Here is a 15832-nt window from a genome sequence, read left to right on the forward strand (position 1 = left end):
TTCGGCTCGAGGCTTCGCAAGGGCAAAGCATTTAAGGTGAGTTTTTGTTTTAAAAACCCATCCCCCCGGCGCCCTTTCCTTGAAAAAAAGGAAGAAGGCGTTTTAGTCTTTGCTTTGTAAATTTTGATTTCTAAATGTTCATCTACTCATACGTTTGTGATTGCCCTGTAATTAGGCAGCTTAAAAATTTTCGCATCCCGCTGTGGCGGGATTAGTTCTTTTGAAGGAAGTATTCTAAGAAATCCTTAGCTTCTGTCTCAATCCCCTCTGAAAAACGGGGTGCTTTCTAACATTCAAAGTAGTTTCCTTTTCCGTCTGGTATAAAAATATAAGTCTCAATCCCCTCTGAAAAACGGGGTGCTTTCTAACTCCTGCTCCGGGAAACTCTCTTTTACCAGGCCTTCTACAGCCCTATTTTCTAAACCTCTTTTATCCTCCTTACAACTTTCTGCCAGATCTGACCTAAATTCAACGTAATTCATTGTTTTTTTGTAACACAAAACCTTTTCCTAACTTTATCGGCGAATTTTCTCCCGGTGCCTTTTATTTTTTGTAATTTATGTATTTTTCTCTTTTCTTGCAAATCAAATCACAATAAATGCCTGATCCTGTAACGCTTCGCCTGTACCCAATATGGTTACTTCATCTTTCATGTTTAAGGCCATCACATAAATGCGCACCGTATCTTCCTCTTCGTTTACTTCTTTTCTTAACAATTTTTCCAGACGCCGTATTTGGTCTGCGCTTAACAAACATTCAAAAACGCTCTTTTGAACATGAAATCCCATTCCTTTTAAGCATTTCATCACGCGCCGCCGGCGTTTATTGCTTACAATGTCATAGGCCACAATAACAAATTTCTTTTCAACTTCTAAAAGCTTCATAGCTATTTCTTTTCCCTTCTAAAAATTGACGAAACTGTAGTATTTGATTATGAATGATTTGCAAATAATTTAAGCGTTCGTTATTAAATTTTTGCCGGCGCGTCAGTAAAGCGCGATAGGCCTCTAAAAAATTTTGCAAGCCATTTTTGCTCAAGCGCAGGGCGCCGTCTTCTTCGGTAAAATCTTTTTCTTTTACCTGCTGTAGATTTACTACTTTTAACACCAGGCGATCGACAATGGGCGCTCTGAATTCCTCCATTAAATCACTGACCAACGCCGGGTGTCCGTAGTCCAGTTCGTGAAAAAAGCCAGCATAAGGGTCCAGGCCATGGCCTTCGACCAGGGCATAAACATTGTTGAACAATAAGGTGTAACCTAATGACAATAAAATATTGATAGGATCGGGCGGCGGATGCTTGATCCGTTTGTTAAATCCCATGCGGTATTTTAACAAACTCTGGAATATCTTGAAATACAGCGCGCTAAAACTACCTTCCAGACCGCGCACAGTGTAAAGGTCTTTGGCGCTTTGCAAACTGCGCTTTAAATTCTGAAACCGACGCTGTAGTTCATTATGGGTTGCGCTCAGGTAACGATTGACTAATCGCACCTGATTGGCGCATTTGGCCTGTGTAATGGCGCGGCTAAAATGTAGTCGAAAATCGTCATCTTTCAGGCGTTCGTATTGCTTTTGTCGAATAAACACATTCTTGCTGGTCGGCCCGCTTAAGCGCCCTTTGTAACGCCCATCTACGGTTAAAAAATGGACTTCGATCTCTTCGCGCAATAATAATCCGATCAAGGACGAGGAAAATTCGATGCGTCCTAAAAGGAGAATCTTTTCTACATTGCTTAAGGGATAAATCAACTTTTTTTTGCGCTCTTTAAAAACGATGAGCGAATGCCCGCGCTTGGTCAGGCGGCTGCCTTGTTCGCTAATCAATAAAACGCTCATAGCCTTGCTCCTTTGCTATTTAAAAAGCGCCGGCGGCAGGGTAAAGGAATTAACAAATTAAAATGGCGGTAAATTTCATTTAAAATGGTCTGCGCCGGTTTTAAAAATTGATCGGCATTTTCTTCAGAGAGGGCCAGCCACACTTCGTCGTAAATGACAAAGTAAATTTGTACCGGCCAGGAATGGGTCTGTATGTGTTCGAATAATTTACACAATGCGGTGTTAAATACATCGCTGGCCGAACCCTGCACCAGGCGATTTAAAACCTTGCCGCCAAAATTAGGGACATTGGATTCCAGTGGAATTTTATGACCGGCGATGGTTTCCACAAATCCATTCTGGCGGGCTAAACTCATTTGCTCCAGCCGTAATTGTCGAATGCCCTCTACAAAAATTCGAGCAAACGGATTGGTCAGTAATTGTTCATCTACGTAACTGCCATTGATTATGGAATTTAATAATTGTTTGCCTTTTTGCCGATCGTGAGGGTAAAAAGTCAGGTAAACATCATCCTGCGGGATATCTTCAAGGGCTATTAAAAAATCTTTTACCAGAAAATTAAGCGCCAGGCGCGGTTCAATACTAATAAAGTCAAAGGCTACCAGAATGCAACCGGGCGGAGGCTGAATGTGTTGTTCACGTTGCTCTTTAGGCCAGGTTTGTAAAGCGGGATTGCGGTAGGTAATGCGGTTAGTTGCGCTACCAATCTGAATTTGCGGGAAAACAAGGTTGCCATCCAGCCAGATCCCGTTTTCTTTTAGATAGGCTATGACATTTTGTAAGTCAAACATCAATCCTGGTTCGTTATCCTGCAGGGGCACGGGACGCAAATCTTTATTAGCCGGCTGCTTAAGGTTGGACTTTTTACTTTTGAATAAATCCTGAATGAAGGCCTCTACTTTTTCTGAATATTCGATGCGTTGCAGGGTCTCCGCGCAGCGTCGACGATGATAATCGGGATTGTGATTGGGTTTCATGCCAGATATCAGTAGCGACTTAATAAAGGCTTTCATTTCTTCTGATTGTTCAGCCATTGAAGCTAATTGCTCATATTCAGCCCGGCCGTAGTAAAAGAGCGCCTTCTCTGGTGGGCTCTGGCAGTCTTCTAATTTCAGGTATTTAAAGATTTTCAGGCGCAAACGATGGTTGGCGTCTTTTAAAGCGTCAAAAATCACTTTTCGTGCGGCATCGTGGTCCCTGGCCAGAAATAAATTTTCAAAATCCTGTAACGCCAGCAAATAGCGGTAGTAGTCTTCTCCTTTTAGCGTTAGTCCCAGTTGATCAATTAAAAAAGCCGCTTCCTGGCGAATGTACCAGTTTTCATCATAAATTAAAGGGATTAAATACTTTTCTTTGCGCAGCTTGCGCAGGGCAGGGAGCTGTTCTTTGATTTGTTCCAACAACTTCAGTTTTTCCTGTTCGTCTCCCTGCAGGCCAATTTGCTGAATGGTTTGTTCGATGGTCATATTTTTTTCTCCTTTTTTCGCTATTTTTGAGGTCGTCCGCTTTACAGAATGGTTCTTGAATTTAAGAGCACATCGTCATCCCATTCTAATTCAGGTTTTAAACTCAAGGTCAAATTCCACTCCTCCTCGGCTTTTTGATCTTCACCGATGGCTTTGTAAATTTCAGACAAAAGCAGGTGGGCTTCGATGTAGTCGGTTTCATAAATTTTTAGTTTGAACTCAATGGAGCGTTTGGCGTAAACAATGGCTTCAGAAAATTGTTTTTCTTTTAACGCTATTTTGGCCAATTCCAACAAAATCTTGTGTTTCCCTTTTTTGTCGCGCTTCAGGGCTTCGTGCAAATCGTTTTTGGCCTGGGCCCTCTGACCATTTAAATAGTTAGCCTTAGCCCGATCTACCAGAATATAAGGCTGGATGCGAATTTTTAAAGCCAGGTTGAATTTTTCGATGGCGTGTTCGTAGTATTTTTGTTCGATTAACAGACGCCCCCAAAAATCGAACAACCACTCTGCCCGGGGGTTGATTTTGACCAGTTGCTTTACGATGCGCTCGGCCGCTTCAAATTCTTTTAAGCGCATTAAACTGAGTGCCAGATTGTACTGTACAAACAATGGCTCGATGTAAGCGCGTTTGTCTTCGGCAATAATTTTGTTAAAACAACTTCGGGCGTTATTAAACGATTGTATTTGTAAGTAGCATTTTCCCAGGTAAAAAATGGAGCGGTAGTAATATTTGCCCATCTGTTGTTTAAATTTTACCTCCGGGTGGTCCTGGTAAATAAGAATGGCTTTTTTCAAAATATCTTTGGCCTGGCGCGCTTTTCTGGTCATAAAGAGGGCCACACCTTTACGGTACAAACAGACCATATATTGCGGAAAACGTTCCAGCGCCTGGTCGAACCATTCCACCGCCTCTTTCCATTGTCCGGCGTCGTAAAAGGTGAATCCCACATGGTAATATGGCTGGGCGCGGTGCGGTTCCAATTCGATCCACTGTTTGTAACAATAGCGCGCTTCGTGGTAGCGATCTAACTGCGAATAGGCAAAACCGAGAGCGCGTAAAATGTAAACTTCTTTCTCGCCTTGCTCCAGCAGTGGCTTTAAAAGATCGATGATTTGTTGCCACTGGTGTTTTCTTTCCAGCTCTTGAATTTTAGATGGAATGCCATTCATAATACTCTCCTTTGTTTTGACCAGAAATTGAGGCCAGGCTTTGCAATTCATATACTGTGTTTAAGATCTGGGGCTATTTCCACAAACATGGTAAAGCGGTACACCTGGCCCAGGGCCTGGGCATCCTTTTGCGTAAAAAGACTGCTTAAATCTTTTCTGTACTGGTAAATGGCACTAATAAAATCGGCAATCATTTCAAATTTGGTGTGGGTTTGAGCGTAAGTTTCCATTTTTTGCAAATCGCTGGCCGTTAGCGGATCGCCAAAAAAGAGAAAGATGTTTTCGCAAACACCCAGCAGGCGAATTAATGCTTCGTACAAGCTCTGTTTAACAGAGTCCCGCTTCTTATTTTTCGTAAATTCCTCATTCAGGGCGTACAGATGAGAAAGGGCAATAATTTTGTTTAGTTTAGCCAGCATGACCAGGTCTTTTTCCGTTTTCATGATTTTTAAACTCTCTATTAATGAGTTTGCAGAAGTCTTACATACCACCTTAGTTACACATTCAATAAGTTTTAGAAAGCGGAAACAACCTGGGTCCGTGATTGGCCGTATTTCAAAGATCGCAGGTTGTTCCGCCGTAATTGTTTCAATGACAGCCGCCTTGCAGCAATAGAATCCAGCTCAGGCGATGGATGAAAAGCCGTTCTTCCTGCAGATAGATCAGACTTTCTTTGAGGCGGCCTTCAAACAGAAAGGTCAAAAATTCTTGTTTGTTTTTAAAAACGCGTAAGTTGCACGCTTCGACAGAAACATTCATCACAACCTCCTTTCTGCTTTTAAAAGTTGCGGCCCAGCCAGTGGGCGACCGAACCGCAACGGGTGCGGGGCCTTTATAGCATCGAAGAGTCGTTTTAGGGTTAATGGTAGCGGATTTTTTTCAGCCAACTTTTATTTTTAAAAACCGTCAAAACCGTCTCTGTTCTTGGATCGCAAACCACGGTAATGCCTTCCCACTTTTCAGGATTTTGGGGCCGAAAAATTTGAAGCATGCGTTTAAGACCGCGCTTACCCAGGAAAAAATACAGGGAGTTTTTAGCGTAAATTTTCTCCCCAAAAATTTTGGCTGCTTCGATCATCAATTCATCAATCGAGCGTTGCTGCATGCGTTTGAAAGCATGACCAGAAATTGGGCTGTTCATAACATCCTCCTTTCTCGTTTTTCCCCAATTCTTAGGGAATTGCGATATTGAACAGCCACAATTTACCCGCCTCGTTTCCAGGTATCAGAAAAGTTTGTGTAGTTTTTGGGCAGACAAATGTTTCGTCTGGCCAGACGTAAAAGAGGAAAGACTAATCGAGGACTTCTATGTTTGATTCGGGGAGTTCAATGAAATAGGTGGGAATGCGATGTTGCTGCTGGCTGTGAATGATTAAAAATTGTTGGATTTTGTCAAAGGTAATTATTTCTTTAATACGCCGGTTAATACGCGGGCGCGAATCGATGAGGTCTTCGTGTTTAAAAGAAGGTAAGGCTGAGCGATCTTCCCGATCTACATCTGGACGTATTTTTAAATAGAGGGCCTGCAGGTCGTTTTCGTGCTGGCAATCTTTAGAATTAACAATGGATCGCTTTTTTAATAGGTACCAGTAAAATGCCAGATCAATAGGTTTAAGTTTAATTTCCCAGGAGTGTTCGCGCCATTTTACGGTTATCGAGGCCTTTTTAATATGCAGTTTTAGAGTAGGGACAAAGGCTTCGTTAATTTCTTTCTGTGTTAATTGAACCAGATCCTGGTACTCCATTTCCTGTGGTCCATGGATGAAAGGAATAATTTCACGTAATCGAACGAAAGGGATTTCGGCATTGGAAATTTTGATTTTTGAAAATGGAATTGTAATACTTTGCCCCTGGCGATCTTTAAAAGTGATGTCTTTACCATCCGATGGCGGAAAATAAAAATAGGGATTGGATTCCAGAGCCGCTGGAGCGACTAATACATGGAAGAGCTTATCTTGCTTTCGGCCATACAACTGCATGGCATAGCCCATAAAGGTGGACATGGTTTTTCGCCCTCCGGCAATCGAGGCAAAAATGCGCGCGTTTTCATCCCGGGTATAATCACGGATGGTTTTAACAATGCAATTTGCGGCTACACGGTTGTCCTCTGCTGTACGAATGTCGAGCAATTCTTCTTCCTGGTCATTTTTAATAACCACAAATTCCGTTTTAATTTGATAGGCTTTTAAACGATATTCTGCACAGAACTGATAAAATTTGCCTTCTTTATTGTCAAATAAGCGTTGTTCAAAAACGTGCTTCCCATGTCGGGTTGTAATGATAACAATTTGATCAATTTTTAGTTCGCGTTGAATGATCAAATCGTAGAGGGTTTCCGTTAAAATTTGCGGCGTCGAACCGGCAACCGTGATGAGGATGTTTTTAAAATTTTTCTTAGTCATTTTTTCGCCAGACAGTTTTGTTAAAGTCTTTACGCCCATCAACCATGTTGATTACTTCTATCATAATACAGGGCCCATTAGTTTTTGTGTTCTGTTCTTTGAATCGATGTTTCCCATTAAAATAAGTACTTTAATGATTAAAAGTACCTTATCCATGTACAACAGATTTACCGGTAAAATAGCTGATAACAATACGGAACAATTTTGCATGCCTCTAATGCAAAGCTTTGTCCAGCGCATCTAAAACAAAAACGTTTTCTTCCCAATGGCCAAAGAGCCGTTTGGCATCTTGATCTGCCCAGGCGTCTAATTCATGAGTAGAAGGAGGCTTTGGATTACCTTTCAATTCTTTAAAATCCATGCGATTAATATTATGACTTGTAAGAAAATAATGAATCAGATCATCAATTCTTTCATTCACCATACGCTTCCTTTTACCGTCTAATTTTTCCACGGAATTAAGAAAGCGCGGGCCAAATTTTATTTTTGGATAAGGAGAGGGCCATATTTTACGTTCATAAAGAGAACGTTTTGTCTGTTGAAAAATAATCTGACCATAATCCGATAATGAAACCGCATCATCCATCTGGAACAGCATTATTTCAGGAATATTTTGAGGGATTGCGGTTGGAATTTGTAAATGGATTTTTCGAAAAAATTGAAAATTATTTTCTATGACCTCTTGCGGAACAAGTTTAACAGGAATCTTAGGGAGCCGGAACAATTCTTTTCCAGTTTCAAACACATAGATTGTCTCATCAGCATAAAACATTGCTAATGTTTGAAGAAAACCTTGCACACTTTTGAAGCCACCGGTTAGATTAAAAACGATATGATAATTGGCGGTTTTAAATCCTTCAATGTTTTGATCTAACCATTTTACCAGATCGGCCATTGCCCATTGAAACAGCGTTAAATTCTTTGTTTGCAAATTGGATAGATTTAAGATTTGTGGCTGGCTAGCCCCATATAGTGAGAGCCATTCCTGAATAATTTGGCCTGTTTGCGTCCCCAGGAAAGTATCGGTAGTAAGCAAATAGTGAAAGTCGTTTTTAGCCCTTTGCATCTCGAAATCATAGTACCTGATTATGGCATGTAATTCTGCAGAAAGTTTTGTTACTTGCTGAAGCGAAGCAGAAAAGAGTTTTTCTCTAACATTATGTATATGATTATCCAGAAGTTCTCGGGTCGATAAATCCAACTCATTTTCTTGACTATTGGCATGATTGTTAATAAGTGTTCTGATCTCAATAGAAGCCCCTTGTGTGAGCAGGCTTGTACCGCAGGTGGAAAAAATAAAATTCGGCATCGTCACTCCTTACTTTAAAATTCTAACTTTAAGACTTTTGCAAAATTGCATCAATTGCCATTCTGAGCAAAGCGAAGAATCTTATAAGTTAAATAAAAACAGTGGATACTTCGTAGCCCCGATTCTCGGGGCTCCTCAAAAAGACAGCTACAGTTTAATTTTGCAGAAGTCTAAATTCTTGATGAAAACTTGAAACACTTACCTCAAACCAATTCTTAGGCGAAAGATATTCTCTGATAAATCCTTTCTTAAATTCAAGAGTACCATAAGCTAAATATTCTAAGGCAGCAGAGCCGCAACCAAAAAAATTCTTTAAAAAATGACCGGCCGGTGCCTCGGAACCTTTTACCTCTTACACTCATATACTCTTAACTTTACTCCTCCAACAGCAGAAGTCATTTCACGAATTATCCCTCACCCCCTCGATCCTCCTCTCCCATAATAAAAATCTGGGAGAGGGGGAAGACTTGCGTGGGATATTTTCTTAATTGTCTGGCAGCTAAAGCCGGTTGAAGCGAAGCGGAAATCGCGATTCACTGGAAAGGGACATCAAACCATTCAACAAATCAACAATTCAACAGTTTTGCTTCTTCACACTGCACAAAGATTTTCGCACGCTAAAGCGTTTTATCTTTTGAAAGAAGTATTCTAAAATGTTAATATTGAAAGTACGATTTTTACTTCGACTTGTAACTCTAACAGGATGATTTGGAAATTTTTGTAAACTGGATTGATAACTTCCTGTCAGTGAAATTGAGAAGGCACTCTTTCCCTGTCCTTTCTCTATCCCACCAAATATTTTGGCTTCATTCTCTCTTAATTTGTCGAGTGGCAAATGCCCGTTCATTGCTCGCCACCAAAAGCGCAGGGCGCCTTTAATGGAAGGTGCTCTAAGTTCTGCCGTCCGCCCATCCGCACCAGCCAGGAACATTGGCGTAATTATTTCACATTCAAAAGTCATTTTGTACATCACGCGTTCCCCATATTTTACTTATCATACCACCCTATACCACCCCAACCCGAAAGTGGCACCTTTGCCAACATGTAAATATTCGCCTATCTTTAACCACCTGTAATAAGGCGTTAAGTTGCCCCTTAAAACCACATTTCCAGTTATTCCATGCACCGGAATCGATCTCTTTTGTTTATTGGAATACCTTCTAAAACGATAGTCTCGGAGCTGGTCGTTTAATACTTCAACCTTTTTTACCTCATCCCAATCAACCTCAGTAAAAATTTTCTGGCCATTACCATGAAGGTAATTTAATCGGTGGTACCTTCTGAGTATGGCTTTTAACAGGGATTCAAAATTTATTTTGTGTAAAACCTTACCATTTTGTTTTATTTGCGTTGGCGTCAGAAAATTTAAAGTGAGCTGCGGTTTGATTTCATTTTTAATTTCGGAGAGCGGAATCTGATCAATTTCATTATTCAAGATTTTTTCTTCAGATTTATAAATCAACTTCTTCTCCCCAGCATCATCAAAATTCCATACGCGTTCCAGGGTAAATTTTCCCGCTGGATTTCCGATCCCTTCTTGGCCCATTTCCAAAAAACAGTAAACAAAATAAGGCAAATATTCAATGGCTTTGCCAATAAGTGTTAATTGCAAATAGAATTTTTCGCCGCTTAGAAAAAATTGCTTTCGATCTAATGGCGGTTTAATAACAAAGGGTTTTAGTGTTTCCTCCTGATTTCTGTATCGAGTCATAAATAAATAAATGTATGGGCACTTTCTGGTGAATGGACAATGGTCGCATGCAATCTTCTTGTTAAAACAAGTCACTTTTTTTAATACATTACCAAATTTGCCACGAAAAGTAGCGCCCTTAAAGGCTGGCAAAAATAAATTGGTTTTACTTTTCAATACAAATTCAAAAAGGGCGATTTCCATATAACCCCTTCCGATTTAGTTGTTTACAATCAATCAAAATGATTGAAACAAAACAAGGAATGACTAAATTCAATAAGATTAAAATGAAAATACTTAATAGGTCGACCAATCACAATAGATAATATTAAGATTTAGTGAAAATGTCAAATTATTTTTGTGGGTTGTAGGGTATTTTTGTTAAAAGATTTAGAATACTTCCTTCAAAAGATCTAATCCCGCCACAGCGGGATGCGAAAATTTTTATGCAGTGTGAAGAAGCAAAGCTGTTGAATTGTTGATTGGTTGAATTGTTGAATTGTTTAATTGTTGAATGGCCTGTCCCCGAGGATCGGGATTTGGAATGACGCTCAGCACGAAACCTCACTGATTGTCATTTCGACCTTATAAAAGTCTCGAGCTGAAGCTCGAGTTACGTTGCGGCTCTGCTGCCTTAGAATACTTCCTTTAAAAGATCTAGTGACTTAGCGTACGAAAATTCTTGTGCTGCATTATTACTAAGCTTTCCCAAAAGTTAAGGTAGATGAACATTTAAAAATCAAAATTTACAAAGCAAAGATTAAAATGCCCCCTTCCCTTTTTTAAAGGAAACAGGGCCGGGGGGATGGGGTTTAAAACAAAAGCTCGCCATAAATGCTTCGCCCTCACAAAGTCGCGGACTGAAGCTCGAGTTAGTTGCGCCTGCAAATGGTCTGCCAATGTAAGGGATTCTCAGAATGACATGCCGGCACGGTTCCTCACCGCATGGGCATAAATTGCCCCTCCGCAAATTAATTCGTAATTCGTCATTCGTAATTTTTAATTTAAAAATGCTTCTCTGTGCGCTCTGTGGTTACTTAAATTCCTGTGTAAATGTTTTTTGGTTGCGGCTCTGCTGCCTTAGTTTCTGCCTGAAACCATGTTGATCTGTATGATGTCCTGAACAGAAACAAACAAAAATTAACAGATTCCTAAAAATTCAAAACTTCAATATTGCTACAGAACTTTTTACATTCCTAATGCTTTAGCCAGAAGAGGATGCATTTTTTCCCGTTCGGCCGGAACCACCTGAGCATGTCGAATGCGATAGGCCAGTTCAATTGAAGGCCGGGCATCCTGAATGCCATAGCCGCCGCCGGTCAGAATGTCGCGGTACACTTCGGTGTGTAAATCGGTAAAACCTCCGGAAAATTCCATCTCCTCGTTGTCAATGACAATACTGCGGTAGGTGCGTTTGCCTTCCTGAACGGCCTGAGCCGGCAAATCATTTTTATCCAGCGATAAAAACCAGCGCACGTAAGCCCGTTCCAGTTCCATGAATCCACCGACTTTCTTGCTGTCTGAATGATGGATTTCCAAATGTTGAACATTTCCAAAAATCCAGGTAAGCATATCAAAAAAGTGGATGCCGATGTTAGTGGCCACCCCGCCTGATTTTTCCATATTCCCTTTCCAGCTGTAAAAATACCATTTACCACGAGAGGTAATGTAGATCAGGTCAATAGGATATTTGTGCCCTTTGGGTCCGTTTAAAACACGCTGCCGCAAGGCTTTGATGGTTTTGTGCAGCCGTAATTGCAGTACATTGTACACACGATGTCCGGTTTCCTGTTCTATTTCCGCAAGCGCATCCAAATTCCAGGGATTGAGCACCAGCGGCTTTTCACAGATGGCATCGGCATCGACGCGTAAGGCAAAACGGATGTGCGCATCATGCAAATAGTTGGGCGAGCAAATGCTGACGTAGTGGATCTCTTTGCCGGCATTAATGCGCCGCAATTTTTCTACATGGCGATCAAAGCGTTCAAATTCCACAAAAAAGTCGACATCATCAAAATAGGAATCCAGAATGCCCACCGAATCGGCAGGATCGGTGGCGCACACCAGGCGATTCCCGGTCTCTTTAATGGCCTTTAAATGCCTGGGAGCTATGTAACCGGCTGCGCCAATCAAAGCAAAATTCTTCATTCGTCCTCCAGATTTTCCATTGTACAACAGTGCCGATTAAACATCACAAAGATTAATAAAAGATTTATTAAACGCATGGCATAAAAACTGCTGCAATATAATAATTTGCGCTCAAAATTACAATAAATAAAATCCTGGGGCAGGCGAGCTGCAAACATTAATTGACTACAGAGAACACATCAATGCCCTGAATTCAAGAAAGAGCATTTTTAAATTAATAATTTAAAATTAGGAATTAAAAAACTGCATCAATTGGTTTGAGTAAAATAATCACGCAGGTTACGCGGATGCTCGCAGAAAAAAGTAAAAATTAAAAAAAAACAAAAGAGAATCTGCGCTAATCGGCGTGACCCGCGAGCTACAAACATTCCGGTCAGGTGCGTAAGCCTTGTCAAACAGCACGATCTCTAAACAATGCCTTGTGTGCATCCAGGACAATACATTTCCATTCTTCATTATTTATGAATAATAACTTGAAACACAGGGAACTGACTGACTTAAGTTTAGGAAAAATTTGCATAAAATATATCAAATTGTAATTTTAAGTAAGGTTATTTACTAATTCCCGGATAAAATGTTTAAATTAATAGTTTTACCTGGTGACAATATTGTTTGTATTTTTTTGAAATTATTGTGCCACAATAAGAAGCTACCTCTTTCGTTTTCTTATTATTTAAAAAATAAATGGTATTTTTGCGGATTCACATAAATGCGCTAAAAAGAGGGCAAATAAAAATCCTTAAATAAGATCAACAGTAGGAGGAAAGATGTTAAAATTTCTTATTTTTGTTTTTATCCCAATTTTACTATTTGCGCAAAATCCGCGCGATTATTTTCCCACGCACTTAGGCGACATGTGGCAATATGTTAATAGCGATGGTAATTATGTAAATTATACCATTGTAAAAGACTCAATTGATTCTTTGGGGAATGAATATGTTGATTTTGAGATTAGCTGGGTAGGATATACTGACTCATATATTCAGCATTATATGATAGATACACTGGATCAGGTTTGGAGTTTAGATGAAGGATCATATGAAAAGGGTAAAGCTATAGAATTCAACCTTAGGGCCACATACGGAGAATGGTATTATTGCGGAAATTATGCCAATGGATTACCTTTCTATGCCAGAGTAATCGACACGACTGCGCATTCAAAGACGTATAATTTTTATCAATCATCCGCTGAAGATGGTGATCCGGATAGTATAATATTGGATGGTTCATTAATAATTCTGGAAGCCGGTATTGGCCGAACTTACGTACTTGGTGAATTCTATTCTGAACATTTAAACGGCGCTATTATCGACGGTGTACAGTATGGTACCATTTATTACGACACTACAGCTATTGCCGAACATGAAGTTAATCTTCTTCCTATGAAACCGGAAATCCTAAAAACCTATCCCAATCCCTTTAACAGCCGGGTTAAAATAGAGTATTTTTTGCCTAAATCCGGTATGTTAAAAATAGAAATTTTTAACCTCTCCGGGCAAAAAGTAACCACACTTTTTAACGGTTATGCGCGTAAAGGCAAAAAGGAAATAGTATGGGATGGAAATTTTTCGAATCGGAGGTCTGCGCCCAGCGGCCTGTATTTTATACAGCTTTATACGAACGGTATTAAAGATATCAAAAGTGTTTTATTGGTAAAATGAAAGGAGAAGGACAATGTTGAAAAAAGTAATTTTTCTTGTAATAATTTTATTTGACACAAAATTTGTTAATAGGAGGGTGATTATTGAACCTTAAGTCAAGAAAATAAAAATTAGATAATCTTAATTTTTTTTTTAAATTCAATCGTATGTAAAATATATTCTATTGTTCTAACATGAAAATAGAAGTCATTAGTGTTATCTTATTTGCTACTATAACTACAATTTTTTCACAACAATTAAAAATTGTTTCTATATATCCTTCATTTAACGAAGTAATAAATGATACTTCTGATTTTAAAATAAAAATTATATTTGATAATAAAATTGATACTATTGGTTTAGAAAGAAAAATTTATCTTTTTTCAGATTACACTTCTTCAAAAAAATACATTTATAAAGTTGAAGACACCACTCTAACCATTACTCCTGATAAGCCATATTTTTCAGGCGAAAAAATAACTGTAATTATAACTAAGCGCATTAATGGATTAAATGGTGAAAATTTTAGCGGCTTTAGTTGGCAGTTTTCTTTTAACTTGTTAAATAAAAATGAACCAAGTTTTAACTTAAAAAAAACATATATTAATTTCAACGGCGAACATTTATCTTTTTTAAATCTTAATAATGATAAATATCCTGATCTAATTCTTACGGATAACTACCAAAAAGGCGCTGTTATTCTTAATAAATATGGAAAAGATTTAATGTTGTGGCAAGAGCTCCCTACGAGCCCTCATGGTATAATTATTTCTGACGTAGATTTGGACTTTAAAAAAGAAATTCATTCAAACTCTTTTTACTTTGATCTTGAACAACAAGATAATTATTATTTTTTCGAGGATACCTCCATACATTTCGGAAATCAAGATATGAATTTTGATGCTTTTCCTGATTTTATAATAAAAAAAAATATTAATGATACAACTCAATATATTTCCCTGCGGCTTAATAATGGAAATGGGACTTATCAAGAGAAAGAAGATACGATCGTAACTGACAATAATATCGTGTTATTTAAGGTAGCCGATTTCAATAACGACGGAATAAATGATATTATCTATCTGACCAATGTTTTTCCTACAATTTCAGGATCAAGCGGTGAAAATAAAATTAAAATACTTTTCCTTGATCAATTTTTGAATATTGTTAATACGTATGTTTTAAAAGAAGATGCATTACCAGATGGTTATTATTTTGGTTATTTTAGAAAACTAAATATTACGGATTTTAATAATGATTCGTTCTTAGATATACAGTTATTAACAAACATTCATGATTTAATATTTATTAATAATAAAAACGGTGAATTTTTTAATGATGTTAATCATATAATATTTACAGGAGGCGGAGATTTTCCACATAATGCAATAACAACAGATATGGACGGAGATAGTTGGGCAGACTTATTGTATTCATATACTATCCCGCCGGAGAATTTTTCAAAACTATATATCTTGTTTAATCCGGCTGATTCTACTATAACATTCTGGGATAAAAAATTTACTATAGATCAAAAAGAACCTGCCTTAATAAAAGATATTATTTCTGCAGATTTTAATAATGACCAAAAAATTGATATTTGTGCTTTATGGGACGATGGTATTAAAATTTACTATAATAATACGCTTGAAAGAATCAATGAATCCGGCATCAAAAAGCCGGAATACTTTATTATATATCAAAATTATCCCAATCCATTTAATAAACAAACCAAAATTAAGATAAAAATCAATGAGCCGCTATTTTTGGAATCCAGTATCTATAATATTGAAGGAAAAGAAATTTATTCTTTTAAAAAAGATTTTTATTATCCTAATACTTATGACTTTATTTGGAAGGGAATTAATAATAATGGAAATGAAGTTAGTAGTGGGGTTTATATCTGGCGATTTCAAAGTAAAGAATACAAAAATAAAATTAAGTTAATATTAATAAAATAAGGGATTAAGTCCTTAAATTTGTGTAAAAAGGCAAAAATGTGAAAAATTGCCATATCCTTCCTAACTTTAGATTTTTTCAAAAAAAAAAAAGAAAAACAAACAAGAAAGGAAAGGATATGGCAAAAAGACAAGACAAAGATAATTCAATACTCAGTCAGATTCAACAATCATTAATGGATGACAGTGATTTTCTACGTGCTTTAGT

The 15832-nt window shown here is 38.2% G+C and carries 14 protein-coding genes; 2 read left to right on the forward strand and 12 right to left on the reverse strand.

Features of this window, described 5'->3' with window-relative positions; all coding sequences use genetic code 11:
- Window positions 1-584: 584 nt before the first annotated feature.
- The 12 genes from cas2 to ACWB0I_RS16485 all read right to left on the reverse strand — a co-directional run bounded on the left by cas2 (window position 585) and on the right by ACWB0I_RS16485 (window position 12026).
- Window positions 585-884, reverse strand: a complete 300-nt coding sequence (gene cas2 / locus ACWB0I_RS16430; RefSeq protein ID WP_479389169.1) for a CRISPR-associated endonuclease Cas2 — start codon at window positions 882-884, stop codon at window positions 585-587.
- Window positions 865-1839 carry a CRISPR-associated endonuclease Cas1 gene (gene cas1 / locus ACWB0I_RS16435; RefSeq protein WP_479389170.1) on the reverse strand — a complete coding sequence of 325 codons (975 nt, stop codon included), beginning with the start codon at window positions 1837-1839 and terminating at the stop codon, window positions 865-867. The genes cas2 and cas1 overlap by 20 nt, the downstream gene beginning before the upstream one ends.
- Window positions 1836-3305: a DNA polymerase gene (locus tag ACWB0I_RS16440; protein WP_479389171.1), complete on the reverse strand. Its 1470-nt coding sequence runs from the start codon at window positions 3303-3305 to the stop codon at window positions 1836-1838. Before ACWB0I_RS16440 ends, cas1 begins: the two co-directional genes overlap by 4 nt.
- A gap of 41 nt (window positions 3306-3346) precedes the next feature.
- On the reverse strand, window positions 3347-4477 hold the full coding sequence (locus ACWB0I_RS16445) for a tetratricopeptide repeat protein (protein ID WP_479389172.1): 1131 nt from the start codon (window positions 4475-4477) through the stop codon (window positions 3347-3349).
- Window positions 4478-4524: 47 nt separating this feature from the next.
- Window positions 4525-4920 carry a hypothetical protein gene (locus ACWB0I_RS16450; RefSeq protein WP_479389173.1) on the reverse strand — a complete coding sequence of 132 codons (396 nt, stop codon included), beginning with the start codon at window positions 4918-4920 and terminating at the stop codon, window positions 4525-4527.
- Window positions 4921-5065: 145 nt separating this feature from the next.
- Window positions 5066-5236, reverse strand: a complete 171-nt coding sequence (locus tag ACWB0I_RS16455) for a hypothetical protein (RefSeq protein ID WP_479389174.1) — start codon at window positions 5234-5236, stop codon at window positions 5066-5068.
- A 100-nt stretch (window positions 5237-5336) separates the two neighbouring features.
- Window positions 5337-5618, reverse strand: a complete 282-nt coding sequence (locus tag ACWB0I_RS16460) for a DUF4258 domain-containing protein (RefSeq protein WP_479389175.1) — start codon at window positions 5616-5618, stop codon at window positions 5337-5339.
- A gap of 151 nt (window positions 5619-5769) precedes the next feature.
- Window positions 5770-6879 carry a CRISPR-associated ring nuclease Csm6 gene (gene csm6, locus ACWB0I_RS16465; protein ID WP_479389176.1) on the reverse strand — a complete coding sequence of 370 codons (1110 nt, stop codon included), beginning with the start codon at window positions 6877-6879 and terminating at the stop codon, window positions 5770-5772.
- 214 nt (window positions 6880-7093) lie between these two features.
- Entirely contained in the window at window positions 7094-8188 is a 1095-nt protein-coding gene (locus tag ACWB0I_RS16470; protein WP_479389177.1) for a putative CRISPR-associated protein, read from the reverse strand.
- 574 nt (window positions 8189-8762) lie between these two features.
- Entirely contained in the window at window positions 8763-9158 is a 396-nt protein-coding gene (gene cmr1, locus ACWB0I_RS16475) for a type III-B CRISPR module RAMP protein Cmr1 (protein ID WP_479389178.1), read from the reverse strand.
- A gap of 24 nt (window positions 9159-9182) precedes the next feature.
- Window positions 9183-10082, reverse strand: coding sequence for a CRISPR system precrRNA processing endoribonuclease RAMP protein Cas6 (cas6, locus tag ACWB0I_RS16480; protein WP_479389179.1), 900 nt, complete (start codon window positions 10080-10082; stop codon window positions 9183-9185).
- A gap of 984 nt (window positions 10083-11066) precedes the next feature.
- Window positions 11067-12026 (reverse strand): Gfo/Idh/MocA family oxidoreductase, encoded by a 960-nt coding sequence (locus ACWB0I_RS16485; protein WP_479389180.1) that lies wholly within the window; start codon window positions 12024-12026, stop codon window positions 11067-11069.
- Between the two features lie 767 nt (window positions 12027-12793).
- On the opposite strand from ACWB0I_RS16485, the gene ACWB0I_RS16490 reads away from it, so the two are divergent.
- Both ACWB0I_RS16490 and ACWB0I_RS16495 read left to right on the forward strand, forming a co-directional pair.
- Window positions 12794-13687, forward strand: a complete 894-nt coding sequence (locus ACWB0I_RS16490; RefSeq protein WP_479389181.1) for a T9SS type A sorting domain-containing protein — start codon at window positions 12794-12796, stop codon at window positions 13685-13687.
- 173 nt (window positions 13688-13860) lie between these two features.
- Window positions 13861-15627 carry an Ig-like domain-containing protein gene (locus ACWB0I_RS16495; protein ID WP_479389182.1) on the forward strand — a complete coding sequence of 589 codons (1767 nt, stop codon included), beginning with the start codon at window positions 13861-13863 and terminating at the stop codon, window positions 15625-15627.
- The last annotated feature ends 205 nt before the right edge of the window (window positions 15628-15832 follow it).

This window comes from Caldithrix sp. (assembly GCF_056497305.1).

Coding starts and splice junctions, on each gene's coding strand:
- cas2 (WP_479389169.1), bottom strand. CDS start 884: ATGAAGCTTTTAGAAGTTGAAAAGAAATTTGTTATTGTGGCCTATGAC.
- cas1 (WP_479389170.1), bottom strand. CDS start 1,839: ATGAGCGTTTTATTGATTAGCGAACAAGGCAGCCGCCTGACCAAGCGC.
- ACWB0I_RS16440 (WP_479389171.1), bottom strand. CDS start 3,305: ATGACCATCGAACAAACCATTCAGCAAATTGGCCTGCAGGGAGACGAA.
- ACWB0I_RS16445 (WP_479389172.1), bottom strand. CDS start 4,477: ATGAATGGCATTCCATCTAAAATTCAAGAGCTGGAAAGAAAACACCAG.
- ACWB0I_RS16450 (WP_479389173.1), bottom strand. CDS start 4,920: ATGAAAACGGAAAAAGACCTGGTCATGCTGGCTAAACTAAACAAAATT.
- ACWB0I_RS16455 (WP_479389174.1), bottom strand. CDS start 5,236: ATGAATGTTTCTGTCGAAGCGTGCAACTTACGCGTTTTTAAAAACAAA.
- ACWB0I_RS16460 (WP_479389175.1), bottom strand. CDS start 5,618: ATGAACAGCCCAATTTCTGGTCATGCTTTCAAACGCATGCAGCAACGC.
- csm6 (WP_479389176.1), bottom strand. CDS start 6,879: ATGACTAAGAAAAATTTTAAAAACATCCTCATCACGGTTGCCGGTTCG.
- ACWB0I_RS16470 (WP_479389177.1), bottom strand. CDS start 8,188: ATGCCGAATTTTATTTTTTCCACCTGCGGTACAAGCCTGCTCACACAA.
- cmr1 (WP_479389178.1), bottom strand. CDS start 9,158: ATGTACAAAATGACTTTTGAATGTGAAATAATTACGCCAATGTTCCTG.
- cas6 (WP_479389179.1), bottom strand. CDS start 10,082: ATGGAAATCGCCCTTTTTGAATTTGTATTGAAAAGTAAAACCAATTTA.
- ACWB0I_RS16485 (WP_479389180.1), bottom strand. CDS start 12,026: ATGAAGAATTTTGCTTTGATTGGCGCAGCCGGTTACATAGCTCCCAGG.
- ACWB0I_RS16490 (WP_479389181.1), top strand. CDS start 12,794: ATGTTAAAATTTCTTATTTTTGTTTTTATCCCAATTTTACTATTTGCG.
- ACWB0I_RS16495 (WP_479389182.1), top strand. CDS start 13,861: ATGAAAATAGAAGTCATTAGTGTTATCTTATTTGCTACTATAACTACA.